Here is a 13,379-nt window from a genome sequence, read left to right as displayed (position 1 = left end):
CGGGGTGACGGCCCGTGCCGCGCCGGGGGCCTCAGACATCCCCGGCGCGGCAGTCGTGGGAGCGGACGGCACTCGCGGCCTCCGCTCAGATCCCGGCCGACGCGAGCGCCGACCCCTTGCGCAGGTACACGGCCCAGGCGACGACCGCCATGACCGCGTACATCCCGATGAACGTCCACAGGGCCGGGACGAGGGAGCCCGCGAGGCTCGTCGACGCCGCGAACCCGCGCGGGATGAGGAACCCGCCGAAGGCGCCGATCGCGCCGGCGATCCCGATGCACCCGGCCGCGGCCTTGCGGGCGCGGGCCCGGGCCTCGTCGAGCGCCGCCGCGTCGACCGTCGTCGGCCCGTCGAGCGCGCCGCCCGGGACGGCGCTCGCCTGGAAGACGGCCGGGATCATCCGGTACGTCGAGCCGTTGCCGATGCCCGTCGCGACGAACAGGACGAGGAACGACGCGAAGAACAGGCCGAAGCTGTGCGACTGGAGCGCCTGGATCGCACCGAACGCCCCGAGCGCCATCACCCCGTACGACGCGATGGTGACGCGCGTGCCGCCCACCCGGTCCGCGATGACGCCGCCGAGCGGCCGCGTGACCGAGCCGACGAGCGCACCGAGGAACGCGATCGAGAGCGTCACCTCGGGGAACTGGCCCTTGAGCAGCATGGGGAACGCCCCGGCGTACCCGATGAACGACCCGAACGTCCCGATGTAGAGGAACGAGATGATCCACGTGTGCTTGTTCCGCGTCGCGGCGGCGAACGACTTCGGGTCGGCCTTCGCGGTGGACAGGTTGTCCATGAACCGCCACGCGAGGAACGCCGCGAGCAGGATGAACGGGATCATCATGAGACCCGCGCGCTCGAGCGCGACGCCCGCCCCGGCGACGATGACGAGCGGCACCGCGAGCTGCACGACCGCCGTCCCCAGGTTGCCGCCCGCGGCGTTGAGGCCCAGCGCCTTGCCCTTCTCCCGCTCCGGGTAGAAGAACGAGATGTTCGCCATCGACGAGGCGAAGTTGCCGCCGCCGAAGCCGGCGAGCGCCGCGACCGCGAGCATCACGCCGAACGGCGTCCCCGGGTCCTGCACCGCGACAGCGAGGGCCGCCGTCGGGAGCAGGAGCAGCAGCGCGGAGACCACGGTCCAGTTGCGGCCGCCGAACAGCGGCACCGCGAACGTGTACGGGATGCGCAGCGTCGCGCCGACGAGGCTCGGCACGGCGATGAGCCAGAACTGCTGGTCGACCGTGAAGGTGAACCCGGCGGCGGGGAGCTGCGGCACGACGATCGACCACAGCGCCCAGACCGCGAAGCCGAGGAACTCCGCGAACACCGAGATCCCCAGGTTGCGTGTCGCGACCTTGCGGCCGCCGTCGCGCCAGAACGTCGGGTCCTCCGGGTCCCAGCGGTCGATCCAGCGCCCCGAGCGGTGGGTCGGGGCCGTCGTCGAGCGGCCGGCCGTCGAGGCGCTCGTCGGCCCGGCGGCGGTCGTGGCCCCGGGCGCGGGGGCCACGACGGTCGCGGTGGTCGCGGGGCCGGAGGGGTGTTCTGCGGACTGCTCACCCTCGTGGGTGGTGGGGCTCGTGGGCGCGGACATGGCGGCTCCTTCAGCAGGTCCCGGTCAGTACCCAGGACGCTAGGAACGCCGTGTTTCCCCGGCGCGCGACCGCCGTTAAGCCCGTGTGAGGTCTTCCGCACACCCGGTGCGGCACCGCTGTGAGCGCCCGCCCCGCGCGAGGTAGAACCGTGGTCCGCCGAGGTAGAGCCCTGGTTGGTCGAGGTAGAGCCCTGGTCGGCCGAGGTAGAGCCGTGGTCGGGTCTCAGGCCCGGGGTGTGGGTTCGCGGTGGGTTGGTCAGGCCCGACGGCGGCCTGCCCGCCGACGCGGTCAGGTCACCACCAGAGGGAGTCGGACCGCCGATGCGCGCCGGGTCGGCCGGCCCCGAGCGGCCAGGGCGCATGCAGCGCGGGACGACACACCCAGCCGCGCGGGCGGTTCGCCCGGGGCAAGCCCGGACCGGGCGAGCAGAAGCCGGGAGGGGTGGGTGGTGGTGCCGCGTCGTGGCGGGCCTGGCGGGAGCCGCGAGGAACGAGCGGCGGATGGTAGACGCGGCACCACCACCCACCCCGACCACCCCACCCGACCATGCGCCGTCGGGCACGGTGACCAGGGCTCTACCTCGGCAGACCAGGGCTCTACCTCGACCAACCAGGGCTCTACCTCGGCCGGAGGACGCGGGGGGGTCAGCCCCAGACGAGCCCTCGGGCCGGGTCCTCGAGCACCTTCGCGACGTCGGCCAGGACGCGCGCGCCGAGCTCGCCGTCGACGAGACGGTGGTCGAAGCTCAGCGCGAGCTGCGTGACCCAGCGCTTCTTGATCTTGCCCTTGTGGACCCACGGCTGCTCGCGGATCGCGCCGAACGCGAGGATCGCGGCCTCGCCCGGGTTGAGGATCGGCGTCCCCGTGTCGATGCCGAACACGCCCACGTTCGTGATCGTGATCGTGCCGTCGGACATGTCGGTGGGCGACGTGCGGCCCGCCCGCGCGGTCGCGGTGAGGTCCGCGATCTCGCCCGCGAGGCCGTGCAGGTCGAGGCGGTGCGCGTCCTTGATGTTCGGCACCACGAGCCCGCGCGGCGTCGCGGCCGCGATCCCCAGGTTCACGTAGTGCTTGTAGACGATCTCCTGCGCGGCGTCGTCCCAGCTCGCGTTGATCTCCGGGTGCCGCCGCACGGCGAGGAGCAGCGCCTTGGCGGTGACCAGCAGCGGGGTGACGCGCACGTCGGTGAACTCCCGGTCCTCGCGCAGCGTGTGCACGAGCCGCATGGTCTTGGTGACGTCGACCGTGTGGAAGACCGTGACGTGGGGGGCGGTGAACGCGCTCGTGACCATCGCCTCGGCCGTGCGCTTGCGCACCGACTTCACCGGGACGCGCGTCTGACGGCCGTCCGCGGTGACCGCGCCCGACGCGAGCCACGGCTGGTCGTCGTCGGCGTACGTCGCGAGCGGCTGCGCCTTCGCCTGCTCGCGGTACGCCTGCACGTCCTCGCGCGTGACGATCCCGCCCGGCCCGGTGCCGGCGACGCTCGCGAGGTCGACGCCCAGGTCCTTGGCGAGCTTGCGCACCGGCGGCTTCGCGAGCACGGGCAGGTGCACGTGCCCGACGGCGGCGGGCGCGGGGGTCGGCGCGCTCGCCGCGGGCACGGCGGCGGGTGCCGGGGCAGGAACCGGGACGGCTGCGGCCGGCGCGACGGCCGGGGCCGCGTCCGGAGCACGGCGACGGCGACGGGCCGTGCCCGCCTCCACCGTGCCGTACCCCACGAGCACCGAGCCGGAGCCGCCGGCCGCGGCGGGCGTCGCGCCCTCCGTCGCCGTACCCGGGGGCGAGGCGGGCGCCGAGGCCGCGTCCGCGCCGTCGGGCACGACGCCGGCAGGCGCGCTCGGCGCCGGCGCGGCACCGGACGGGTCGGTGTCCACGACGATGATCGGCACCCCGACCTCGACCGTCGTCCCCTCGGGCGCGAGGATCTCCGTGACGACGCCCGTGTACGGGGACGGCAGCTCGACGAGCGACTTGGCCGTCTCGATCTCGACGATCGTCTGGTTGACCGTCACGGCGTCGCCGACGGCGACGTGCCAGTGCACGATCTCGGCCTCGGTGAGGCCCTCGCCCGCGTCGGGGAGGTTGAACTTCTCGAAGGTGGGCACTGCGTGGTCCTCCTGGTGGTCCCGGTCGGCGCTGTCGAGGTCGCTACGGTCGCGTCAGAACGCGAACGCGCGGTCGACGGCGTCGAGCACGCGGTCGAGGCTCGGCAGGTAGTCGTGCTCGATCTTGGCGACGGGGTACGGGGTGTGGAACCCGCCGACGCGCAGCACGGGCGCCTCGAGCGAGTAGAAGCACTCCTCCGTCACGCGCGCGGCGACCTCGGCGCCCGAGCCCAGGTAGGTCGGGGCCTCGTGCACGACGACGCAGCGCCCGGTCCGGCGGACGGACTCCACGACCGTCGCGGTGTCGAGCGGGGAGATGCTGCGCAGGTCGACGACCTCGACGCTGCGCCCCTCCTGCTCGGCCGCGGCGGCGGCCCGGAGCGCGGTCGCGACGGTCGGGCCGTAGGCGACGAGCGTGAGGTCGGTCCCGGGGCGGACGACGCGCGCGCGGTCGAGCACGGTCGCGCCCTCGCCACGCCCGGCGGTCTCGACCGGCCCCTTCTCCCAGTAGCGACCCTTGGGCTCGAAGAACAGCACCGGGTCGGGCGAGGCGACGGCCTCCTGGATCATCGTGTACGCGTCCTGCGGCGTGGACGGCGACACGACGCGCAGACCCGCGGTGTGCGCGAACAGCGCCTCGGGGCTCTCGCTGTGGTGCTCGACGGCGCCGATCCCGCCGCCGTACGGCACGCGGATCACGACGGGCACCTGGAGCTTTCCGCCCGACCGGTAGCCCATCTTCGCGAGCTGCGTCGTGATCTGGTCGTACGCGGGGAAGATGAAGCCGTCGAACTGGATCTCGCAGACCGGGCGGTAGCCGCGCAGCGCGAGGCCGATCGCCGTGCCGAGGATGCCGGACTCCGCGAGCGGCGTGTCGACCACCCGGTCCTCGCCGAAGTCCTTCTGGAGCCCGTCCGTCACGCGGAACACGCCGCCGAGCGCGCCGATGTCCTCGCCCATGAGCAGGACCTTCGGGTCGGTCTCGAGCGACCGGCGCAGGCCCTCGTTGATCGCGCGGGCGAGGGTCAGGGTCTTGTTCTCGCTCATCGGGCCACCTCCGCGGCCGGCTCCTCGAAGGACTGCTGGTAGTCGGCGAACCACGCCTTCTCGCGCTCGACCACGGCGTTCGGGGTGGCGTAGACGTGGTCGAACATGGTGGACGGGTCGGGCGCGGCGAGCGCGCGGACCTCGTCGCGCAGCCGCTCGCCGAGCGCGTCGGCCTCGGCCGCGAGGTCGGCGGCGAACGCGTCGTCCCACGCGTCCTCGGCGCGGAGCAGGTTCTCGAGCCGGTCGATCGGGTCGCGACGGCGCCAGTACTCCTCCTGGGCCCGCGAGCGGTACTTGGTCGGGTCGTCCGACGTCGTGTGCGCGCCCATGCGGTAGGTGAACGCCTCGACGAAGGTCGGGCCGCCGCCGGACCGCGCCCGCTCGAGCGCCTCCGCGGTCACGGCGTAGCACGCGAGGACGTCGTTGCCGTCGACCCGGACGCTCGGGACGCCGAACCCGCCGCCGCGGCGGTAGAGCGGCACGCGCGTCTGCTTGGTGGTGGGCTCGGAGATCGCCCACTGGTTGTTCTGGCAGAAGAACACGACGGGCGCGTTGTTCACGGCCGCGAACACGAGCGCCTCGTTGACGTCGCCCTGCGACGTCGCGCCGTCGCCGAAGTACGTGACGACGGCCGTGTCTCGCTCCGGGTCCCCCGACCCGACGAGGCCGTCGCGCTGGACGCCCATCGCGTACCCGGTCGCGTGCAGCGCGTGCGACCCGATGACGAGCGTGTACAGGTGCACGTTGTGGACGGTCGGGTCCCAGCCGCCGTGGTCGACGCCGCGGAACAGCCGCAGGCGCGCCGTCGGGTCGATCCCGCGGACGTGCGAGACGCCGTGCTCGCGGTAGGAGGGGAAGACGTAGTCCTGCGGCGCGAGCGCACGGCCGGAGCCGATCTGCGCGGCCTCCTGACCCTTCGACTGCGCGAACAGGCCGAGCTCGCCCTGGCGCTGGAGCGACGTCGCCTCGTCGTCGAAGCGGCGCGTGAGCACCATGTCGCGGTAGAGGCCGCGCAGGGCGGCGGCGTCCAGGTGGGCGACGCGCTCGCGGTAGCCGTCCGTCTCGGGGGTCGTGACGCGGGCGCCGGCCGGAGTCACGAGCTGAAGCAGTGGGGCGTCGTCGGGGCCGCCGGCGACGTCGGGGAGGTCGGGGGGCGTGCTCGCGCCGTCCCGCGCGGCAGCTCTCGCGTCGTTCTCGGTCACGCGACTCTCCTTCGGTGCGGCCCGACCGTGCGGCCGGCCCGCTCGGGGGCAGGAGGCGCCCGGTCGGGGCGCCGTCGGAACCTACGTCTCCGTAGCCTACGCAAGCGTAGGCTACGACACCGTAGGTTCGGCTGCCGACATGTCGCCCAACATCCGTCGCGGCGGGCTGTAGGGAACCTCCAATCGCCACCGGACGACCCCCCGCGCCTGCGGGGTCCCGCCCTACCGCGGGTATGCGCCGCCCGCGCGCAGCGCGTCGCGCTCGCGCAGCACGGGCCAGCGCGAGAACGCGAACACGAGGAACATGACGACGTTGAGGATCGGCACGAGGCCGACGAGGATCCACCAGCCCGAGTAGCCGGCCTTCTGGATGATCCGGATGTAGGCGATGAAGAAGATCACCGCCACCGCGACGTAGACGACGACGGCCGCGCCCCCGAAGAGCCAGCCGTAGTCGTCGACGAACTGGTCGTACTCGACGTTGTCCATGGTCGCGAGTCTTCTCGCGCCGCCCCGACCCGGCAACCGCGCCGCCGCGGCAGGCGGTTGCGCCGAGCGACGCCCGGAGAGACGCACTACGACGCGACGTCGCCCTTCGACCCCAGAAAAGCGCGCGCCACGTTCTGCGTCGAGGCCCCGAGCTCCAGCACGGCGTCGCACGCACCCTCGACCCGCGGGTTGTGCGTCGCGACGACCACCGTGCACCCGTCGTCCGCGAACCCCCGCAGCAGGGCGACGATCGCGTCCGCGTTCGTCTCGTCGAGAGCCCCGGTCGGCTCGTCCGCGAGCACGACGCGCGGCCGCTTGATGAGCAGGCGTGCCACGGCCACCCGCTGCTGCTCGCCACCGGAGAGCTCGTAGACCATCGAGGCCCCGGAGCCGCCCAGCCCGACCCGGTCCAGCGCCTCCCCCCGCAGCGCGGCCCGCTCGGACCGCCGAGCCCCCCTGCCCGGGAACGCCACGTCGAGGTTCGCCGCGACGGTCTCGTTGTCGATGAGCGCGTAGTTCTGGAACAGGTACCCGAGCTGGTCGCGACGGAAGAGCCGCCGGTCACGGGCGCCCAGGGCGGTGACGTCGCGCCCGTCCACGGTGATCGTCCCGACGTCGAGCCGGTCCAGGAGCCCCAGGCAGTTGAGCAGGGTCGTCTTGCCCGAGCCGCTCGATCCCACCAGCCCCACCATCGAGCCGGACTCCACGCTCAGCGTGAGGCGCGACCAGATCGTCCGCGCGCCGTACGACTTGCCGGCACCCACAACCTCGATCATCGTCATGCTCCTTCGGTCACGAATCACTGGACCGCGTGCGCAGCAGGCGTCGCTGAGCCGCGGCGAGGGCGCCCACCAGGAACGTCGCGGACACGAGGCACACCGCCGCCACCGCGACCGGCTCCCAGCCGCCCAGGAGCGGCGGCTCGCTGCCCGGCACGAAGGCGCCCACGGTCGGCGGCGTCCGCGGCGGGTTCCACGCCACGTACACCACCAGGGCCGCCGCCGAGACGATCTCGACCACGAGCGTCGTGCGGAACCTCGACCAGAACGACCACCCGGAGATGTACCTCGCGAAGATCGCCTGGGCGTTCCTCCTCGTCCAGGCGCTCGCGACGACGACGCCGGTCAGGAGCACCACCCCCGCGCACGCGGCGATGTTGGTGAGCCCGAGGCGCAGGGCCCGGACGAGGTCCCGGTACTCGACGGCCGCCGCCTGGGCGACCGGCGTCGTGGAAAGGATGTAGTCGCGCACCCCCGCGTCAGAGGCCTTCTCGAGCGCGTACGCGGGATCGAGGAAGACCACTCCCCCCGTCGACGCGTACGCGTCGTACGCGTCGGCGCTGATCGTTCCCGAGCCGTGGTCCACGACGAGGAGGACCGGGTCCTCGACGAGCGGGGGCGCACTCGGGTCGGCCGCGTTCCCGTAGTCGAACAGGACGGTGCCGTGGGGCAGCGCGATGCCCTCCTCGACGGGGCAGGTCGCTCCGAAGAACTCGGCCCACGAGTCGACGGCGGCCGCGACGTCGGCCTGCTGCGCGGGCTCGAGCGAGCCCGGGAGGTGGAGCTCGAGGCAGGTGTCGTCGCCGGGCACCAGCCGCTCGCCGTCGGCGCCGACGACCTCCTGCTCACGCAGGTAGGTGCGGTTCACGACGAGGACGGGCTGCTCCTCGGCCACCACCGTGACTGCTCCGAACGCGGCGACCGGCTGGCTGAACGCGACGACGGCCTTGCCCTCGTCCTCCGCTGCCGCCACGAGGTCGCCCAGCGCCTGCGCGTGCTCCGCCGCGCGCGCCTTGTCGCCCCCACCGAGGCCCAGGTAGACGGCGCCGCCGGCGCTCTGCCACGCGTCGCGCGCCGCCTGCTGCGCGACGATGAGCTGACCCGCGCCGAGCGCCGAGAAGATCGACACCACGAGGACCGCCGCGGCCACGAAGCGGACCGAGAACGCCACCGGGACGACCCAGCCGCCCACCGCCTCGCCCTTGACGGCGGCGGCGAGCGGGATGCGGAGCGTGGCGGCCGCGCACACGGTGTGCGAGAGCACGGTCACGGCCAGGAGGACGCCGAGCACGATCAGGGCGAGGCCGAGGAAGGTCGTCCACTGCGCGAAGCGGTTGTAGACGCCGAGGATGACGGCGCAGACGGCGGCCGCGACGACGAGGTGGACGACCAGGCGGCGCGCGACGGGCACGAGGTCTCGACGCAGGATCTGCGCGAAGGGTGCGCCCTGGAGGCGCTGGACCGCATAGGCACGCGAGCCGAGCAGCGCACCGCAGCCCGCGAGGAGCGACGTGGCGACCACCGCGATCACGTAGCTCGCCAGGAGCGGCGTCCCGCCCAGGTAGCGGTTCCACTCCCGGAGGGTCGGGTAGGAGTCGGCGACGACCGACACGCCCTGCTGCTGGAGCGTGGACGCGAGCGTCGTGGCGTCCTCCAGCCCGCACGTGAGCACGAACGAGCCGACCGGGCTGGCCGTCCCGAGCTCGCTCCCGGGATGCACGCGGGTCGTCACGCCACGGCTGAAGTCGGCGTACCCGCTCGTGACCCACCGGCTCCCCGGCTCGGACAGGCGGTCTCCGAGGACGTGCAGGTGCCGTACCGACGGGTCCGTGAGGTCGAAGGACACGCGCGCGACGGTGCAGTCGCGCTCCTGCGCGAACGTCGTCATCGCGTCGTACACCTCGGCGCTGGACGCGGTCGGGCCCAGGGAGCCGACGCGCAGCTGCGAAGCCGGACCTTGCACCGCGAACTCGCTGTAGGCCTGGAGGGTGAAGAAGGTGAGGAAGACGGTGACTGCGACCGCGAGGCCGTAGGCACGTCTGAGGCTGCGGTTCAGCATGCTCGCTCCACGCATGGCAAGGAGGAGGGGCGGCGACAGGTCGCCGCCCCTCCCTCACCGTGCTAGCCGCACTGGTGCCAGTAGGCGTGGTCGACGTGCATCGGCCAGTCCGTCGCGCCCACCTTCGCCCAGACACCACCCCGGATGTTGGTGACGCGGTAGAGCTTCCCGTTGTCCACCGACGCCCCGTGGCACGCCGTGTTGTGGTGGTAGTGCGAGTAGACGATGCCGCCGCTGGTCCCGTAGTTCCAGACCCCGCCTCCCACCACCTTCGACCCCGCGAACGCCACCGCGGGCGTCAGTGCGACCATCCCCGCGACCATCGCCGTCGTGAGCACTCGTCTGAACGTCATATTTCCCCCTTCGGAACATGATTGCTACTGAAAAGTAGCGACCGACGCCTGGGGCCGTCCCGGGCCGTCCGCATCGCGGACGCGCGGTGGATGACGAGACGAGGGACCGGCGGCGGCCGGTGGACCTACCGCCAGGTGGCGCTCACGCGGAGGAAGAGGTCCGTCGCCTCGGGCTCGCCGACGCTCACGCGCAGGCCCTCGCCCGCGAACGGGCGCACGATCGCGCCGGCGGCGCGGGCCTCCTCCGCCCGCTGCATGGTGCGCTCGCCCAGGTCGAACCACACGAAGTTCGCCTGCGACTCCGGCAGCACCCAGCCCTGGTCGCGCAGGCCCTCGACGAGGCGCGCGCGGTCGGCGACGAGATGCTCGACCCGCTGGAGCAGCTCGTCGCGCGCGGCGAGCGACGCGATGGCCGCGCGCTGCGCGACGTGGGAGACGCCGAACGGCGTCGACACCGCGCGGATCCCCGCCGCGAGCCGCGGACGCGCGACGGCGTAGCCCACGCGCAGCCCGGCGAGGCCGTACGCCTTGGAGAACGTGCGGAGCAGCACGACGTTCGGGTGCTGCGCGTGCACGGCGAGGCCGTCGGGGGCCTCGGGGTCGCGCACGAACTCGAGGTACGCCTCGTCGAGCACGACGAGCACGTCCGACGGCACGGCCGCGAGGAACGTCTCGAGCTCCTCGCGGTGCACGACAGGACCGGTCGGGTTGTTGGGCGTGCAGACCATCACGACGCGCGTGCGCTCCGTGATCGCCGCGGCCATGGCCGGCAGGTCGAGACTGCCGACGTCGGCCCCGGTCCGCAGCGGCACCTGGACCGACGTCCCGCCCGCGACGGCGACCGCGATCGGGTACGCCTCGAACGACCGCCACGGGTACACCACCTCGTCGCCCGGCTCGACGACCGTCTGGAGCACGTGCGCGAGCACCGCGACCGAGCCGTTCCCCACGACGACCTGGTCGGCACCGACACCGAGGTCTGCCGCGAGCGCCTCGGTGAGCTGCGTCGCGTACATGTCCGGGTAGCGGTTGACGTCCGCCGCGGCGTCGGCGATCGCCGCGACGACCGACGGCAGCGGCGGGTACGGGTTCTCGTTGGAGGAGAGCTTGAACGCCGCGGCGCCCGGGGCGACGCGGGCCCCGGGGACGTAGGCCGGCAGCGCGGCGACGGCGGGACGCAGGGGGACGCGGGGTTCGTGGGCCACGGTCCTCGATCATGCCACCTGCTCGACCCACCCCGACGGCGCGCGGCTCGGTGCCGTGCCCCCGCGCGGCCCGGATGACAGGATGGCGCCATGAGCTTCGTCGTCCGCGTCCTCGTCACCGGCCTCGCGATCTGGCTCACGAGCCTGTTCATCGACGAGCACTTCCAGATCGTCGGCTCCGACACCGCCGGCGGGCAGGTCGTCATCATCCTCGTGGTGGCGCTGCTCTACTCGCTGGTGAACGCCGTCATCAAGCCGATCGTGCAGATCCTGTCCATCCCGCTCTACATCCTCACGCTGGGGCTGTTCTCCCTGGTCGTCAACGCGCTCATGCTCATGCTCACCGCGTGGATCACCGAGCAGACGGACTGGGGGATCCGCATCGTGGGCGGGTTCTGGTGGGCCCTGCTCGCGGCGCTGATCATCGGGCTCATCAACTTCGCCGTCTCGGCCGTCGTGCCCAAGGCTCAGGACCGCTGACGGGCGTCGCTACCGCGCGTCGTCCTCGCCTCCCCCGCCGTCCGGGCCCGGTGCGGTGAGATCACCGGCCCCCTGAGTCCCCGTGGACGGGATGCCCGGCACCCCGGGCGCCCCCGGTGTCGGCACCCCGGGGAACGGCACCCCGGGCGCACCCGGGAACGGCGTGCCCGGTGCCCACGGGGGCGTGAGCGACCGCGGGACCGCCACGTCCCCGATGCAGAACGTCGTGTCCGGGTCGGGCACCAGGCGCGCCTCGTAGACGAGCGGCTCGTCGGCCTCCCCGTCGAGCCACCGTTCGACGTCGTCCAGGTGCTCCTCGAGCCCGCGGTCACCCACCTCGACGGCGGCGTCGAGCGTCTCCTGGTGGTGGCGCACGCTGTGCGGCCACTCGCTCGTCGGCCCGCCGCCCGGCGCCATGAAGGCCCCCGTGACCGTGACCTGGTCCGCCGTCGCACGGTTCTCCGCACCGTCGGTGTCGGAGATCCCCTCCCCCTGGGTCTCGATGTGCGTGCCCTTGACCCCCGGCGGGAGGGCGTGGCCGGCGACGGGCGAGCCCGCCGTCACGACGTGCCGCACGGTGTACGTGCCGACCGTCGCCGCCGCGACCGTCGACGCGATGATGCCGCCCTGGCTGTGCCCCACGAGCACGACGTCGTCGTCCGGCGCGATCCCGGCCTGCCGCATCGCCTCCAGCACGGCACGCGCGCTGTCGGCCTGCGCCCGCACCGCCGGGTCGTCGTCCATGAGCTGGTAGTTGGACGTCATGTTGAAGACGGACCCGGGGTTGAGGAGCTGCGTACCGGGGATCGCGACGACCCACGTGAGCGTGCCGTCGTCCTTGACGATCCTCTGGATGCTGAGCGTCGAGTCCTTCTCCAGCGCTTCCACGGCACCGAGCGCGGAACGCACGTCCGTGGGGGTCGGCAGGTCGGAGGACGGGTCGACGAGACGGACCTCGGGGTCGCGCAGGAACCGGTCGCGCAGGGGCTGCAGCAGCCCGCGCAGCACCGACGCCCCGTTGCCCACCGTAGGCATCTGGTACCACGGGCGGTCCACGTCGAGCACGCCGACCGCACGGCTCAGCGCGCGGATCGTGGCGGGGTGCAGGGACTGCCCCGAGGTGATGAACGGGTACAGGGAAGGTCGACCCTGCTTCAGCGAGACCCAGGCCCCGACCGTCCCCATGGCCAGGAGGCCGGCGATCCCGGCAGCCGCCGCCCCGACCGGGTTCAGGCCCCCGGCGACCAGGAGCGCGGCGTCCTGCCACAAGGCGGCCGTGGCGGCGTCCGCGTCGTCGTACACCCGCACCGCCTGGTGCACGCGCTCCGCGAGGTCCCGCAGGCCCCGCTCCTGCTCGTCGGCGACGCCGATCGCGAGGTCGAACGCCTCGAGCGCGGCGGCGCGCGCGGCGCGCACATCGGCGGACCAGAACGGCGTGGCGTGGACGTCCCAGCCCGTGGTGGCCCGGAGCGGGGCGGGACCCGCGAGGCGGCCCCCGAACGAGGTGGGGCTGGCGGTCACGACCTCCACCGACTCTCGCGCGTCCCGGAGCGCCGCGAGGCTCCCGGCGACGAGGTCCGCCCGCGCGCCCAGCGCCACCGCCTGCGCGACGACCGCCGCCGTCTCGACCACGGTCGGTTCCGTGCCGCCGCGGACGACGACCGCGGGTCCCGGCGCCGCACCGCTCACGACGCTCCCACCGCGGCCTCGGCCTCGATCCGCGCGAGGTCCGCCTCGGCCTGCGTCGTGAGCGCGTCGAGGCGCACGAGGCAGCTGTCCAGGAGCATGTCGAGCCGCAGCAGCCCGCTCCGACGCTCGGACGCGGCGTCGTCGTACGTCTGCCGCGCGTGCCCGGCCCACGGCAGGTCGGGCGCGACGAGGGCGGCGCCGGCCCGCGCGGCGTCGTCGCGGGCGGCGAGGACGCGGGCCCGCGCGAGGGTGATGCCGAACGGCAGGGCGACGCAAGGCGGTGGCGGTGACGGGGAGGACATGGCGGCGACCGTACGGAGCGCTGACCGCCGCGTGCACCCGGCGCCGCGCACGCTGTGGACGGGACCCTTGC

Annotated in this window: 12 protein-coding genes; 1 reads left to right on the top strand and 11 read right to left on the bottom strand. The window is 73.6% G+C overall.

The annotated features are described in order from the left end of the window. Nucleotides 1-85: 85 nt before the first annotated feature. The 9 genes from CCE02nite_RS12475 to hisC form a co-directional block, all read right to left on the bottom strand. Nucleotides 86-1,594: an MFS transporter gene (locus CCE02nite_RS12475; protein WP_141389955.1), complete on the bottom strand. Its 1,509-nt coding sequence runs from the start codon at nt 1,592-1,594 to the stop codon at nt 86-88. Nucleotides 1,595-2,239: 645 nt separating this feature from the next. After that, a complete protein-coding gene (locus tag CCE02nite_RS12470) occupies nt 2,240-3,703 on the bottom strand; it encodes a dihydrolipoamide acetyltransferase family protein (protein WP_141389954.1) in 1,464 nt (487 codons plus the stop codon). Between the two features lie 54 nt (nt 3,704-3,757). Next, complete coding sequence (locus CCE02nite_RS12465; protein ID WP_141389953.1) at nt 3,758-4,750, bottom strand: alpha-ketoacid dehydrogenase subunit beta; 993 nt, start codon at nt 4,748-4,750, stop codon at nt 3,758-3,760. Then, a complete protein-coding gene (pdhA, locus tag CCE02nite_RS12460) occupies nt 4,747-5,859 on the bottom strand; it encodes a pyruvate dehydrogenase (acetyl-transferring) E1 component subunit alpha (protein ID WP_255318841.1) in 1,113 nt (370 codons plus the stop codon). The genes CCE02nite_RS12465 and pdhA overlap by 4 nt, the downstream gene beginning before the upstream one ends. 315 nt (nt 5,860-6,174) lie before the next feature. Continuing rightward, a complete protein-coding gene (locus tag CCE02nite_RS12455; RefSeq protein ID WP_218027105.1) occupies nt 6,175-6,441 on the bottom strand; it encodes a DUF805 domain-containing protein in 267 nt (88 codons plus the stop codon). A gap of 86 nt (nt 6,442-6,527) precedes the next feature. Further along, nucleotides 6,528-7,217: an ABC transporter ATP-binding protein gene (locus CCE02nite_RS12450; RefSeq protein WP_141389951.1), complete on the bottom strand. Its 690-nt coding sequence runs from the start codon at nt 7,215-7,217 to the stop codon at nt 6,528-6,530. 16 nt (nt 7,218-7,233) lie between these two features. Then, a complete protein-coding gene (locus tag CCE02nite_RS12445; RefSeq protein ID WP_141389950.1) occupies nt 7,234-9,279 on the bottom strand; it encodes a bacteriocin-associated integral membrane family protein in 2,046 nt (681 codons plus the stop codon). Between the two features lie 62 nt (nt 9,280-9,341). Beyond that, the gene (locus CCE02nite_RS12440) at nt 9,342-9,632 is read right to left on the bottom strand and encodes a lactococcin 972 family bacteriocin (RefSeq protein ID WP_141389949.1); all 291 of its coding nucleotides are present in this window, start codon (nt 9,630-9,632) and stop codon (nt 9,342-9,344) included. 125 nt (nt 9,633-9,757) lie between these two features. After that, nucleotides 9,758-10,837 (bottom strand): histidinol-phosphate transaminase, encoded by a 1,080-nt coding sequence (gene hisC / locus CCE02nite_RS12435; RefSeq protein ID WP_141389948.1) that lies wholly within the window; start codon nt 10,835-10,837, stop codon nt 9,758-9,760. Nucleotides 10,838-10,927: 90 nt separating this feature from the next. Here hisC and CCE02nite_RS12430 point away from each other — a divergent pair, with 90 nt between their 5' ends. Next, the gene (locus tag CCE02nite_RS12430; protein WP_141389947.1) at nt 10,928-11,317 is read left to right on the top strand and encodes a phage holin family protein; all 390 of its coding nucleotides are present in this window, start codon (nt 10,928-10,930) and stop codon (nt 11,315-11,317) included. A gap of 9 nt (nt 11,318-11,326) precedes the next feature. Here CCE02nite_RS12430 and CCE02nite_RS12425 read toward each other — a convergent pair whose 3' ends face one another. Continuing rightward, a complete protein-coding gene (locus CCE02nite_RS12425) occupies nt 11,327-13,006 on the bottom strand; it encodes an esterase/lipase family protein (protein ID WP_141389946.1) in 1,680 nt (559 codons plus the stop codon). Beyond that, entirely contained in the window at nt 13,003-13,308 is a 306-nt protein-coding gene (locus CCE02nite_RS12420) for a hypothetical protein (RefSeq protein WP_141389945.1), read from the bottom strand. Before CCE02nite_RS12420 ends, CCE02nite_RS12425 begins: the two co-directional genes overlap by 4 nt. Nucleotides 13,309-13,379 lie beyond the last annotated feature (71 nt).

It is taken from the genome of Cellulosimicrobium cellulans, from assembly GCF_006539945.1.
Lineage (GTDB): Bacteria > Actinomycetota > Actinomycetes > Actinomycetales > Cellulomonadaceae > Cellulosimicrobium > Cellulosimicrobium cellulans.
This window is presented reverse-complemented; position numbering and strand designations above follow the sequence as displayed.

Bases quoted from the DNA above. Each gene is read 5' to 3' on its own strand.
- CCE02nite_RS12445 (WP_141389950.1), bottom strand. From the start codon at position 9,279: ATGCTGAACCGCAGCCTCAGACGTGCCTACGGCCTCGCGGTCGCAGTC.
- CCE02nite_RS12430 (WP_141389947.1), top strand. From the start codon at position 10,928: ATGAGCTTCGTCGTCCGCGTCCTCGTCACCGGCCTCGCGATCTGGCTC.
- CCE02nite_RS12455 (WP_218027105.1), bottom strand. From the start codon at position 6,441: ATGGACAACGTCGAGTACGACCAGTTCGTCGACGACTACGGCTGGCTC.
- CCE02nite_RS12440 (WP_141389949.1), bottom strand. From the start codon at position 9,632: ATGACGTTCAGACGAGTGCTCACGACGGCGATGGTCGCGGGGATGGTC.
- CCE02nite_RS12420 (WP_141389945.1), bottom strand. From the start codon at position 13,308: ATGTCCTCCCCGTCACCGCCACCGCCTTGCGTCGCCCTGCCGTTCGGC.
- CCE02nite_RS12465 (WP_141389953.1), bottom strand. From the start codon at position 4,750: ATGAGCGAGAACAAGACCCTGACCCTCGCCCGCGCGATCAACGAGGGC.
- CCE02nite_RS12450 (WP_141389951.1), bottom strand. From the start codon at position 7,217: ATGATCGAGGTTGTGGGTGCCGGCAAGTCGTACGGCGCGCGGACGATC.
- CCE02nite_RS12475 (WP_141389955.1), bottom strand. From the start codon at position 1,594: ATGTCCGCGCCCACGAGCCCCACCACCCACGAGGGTGAGCAGTCCGCA.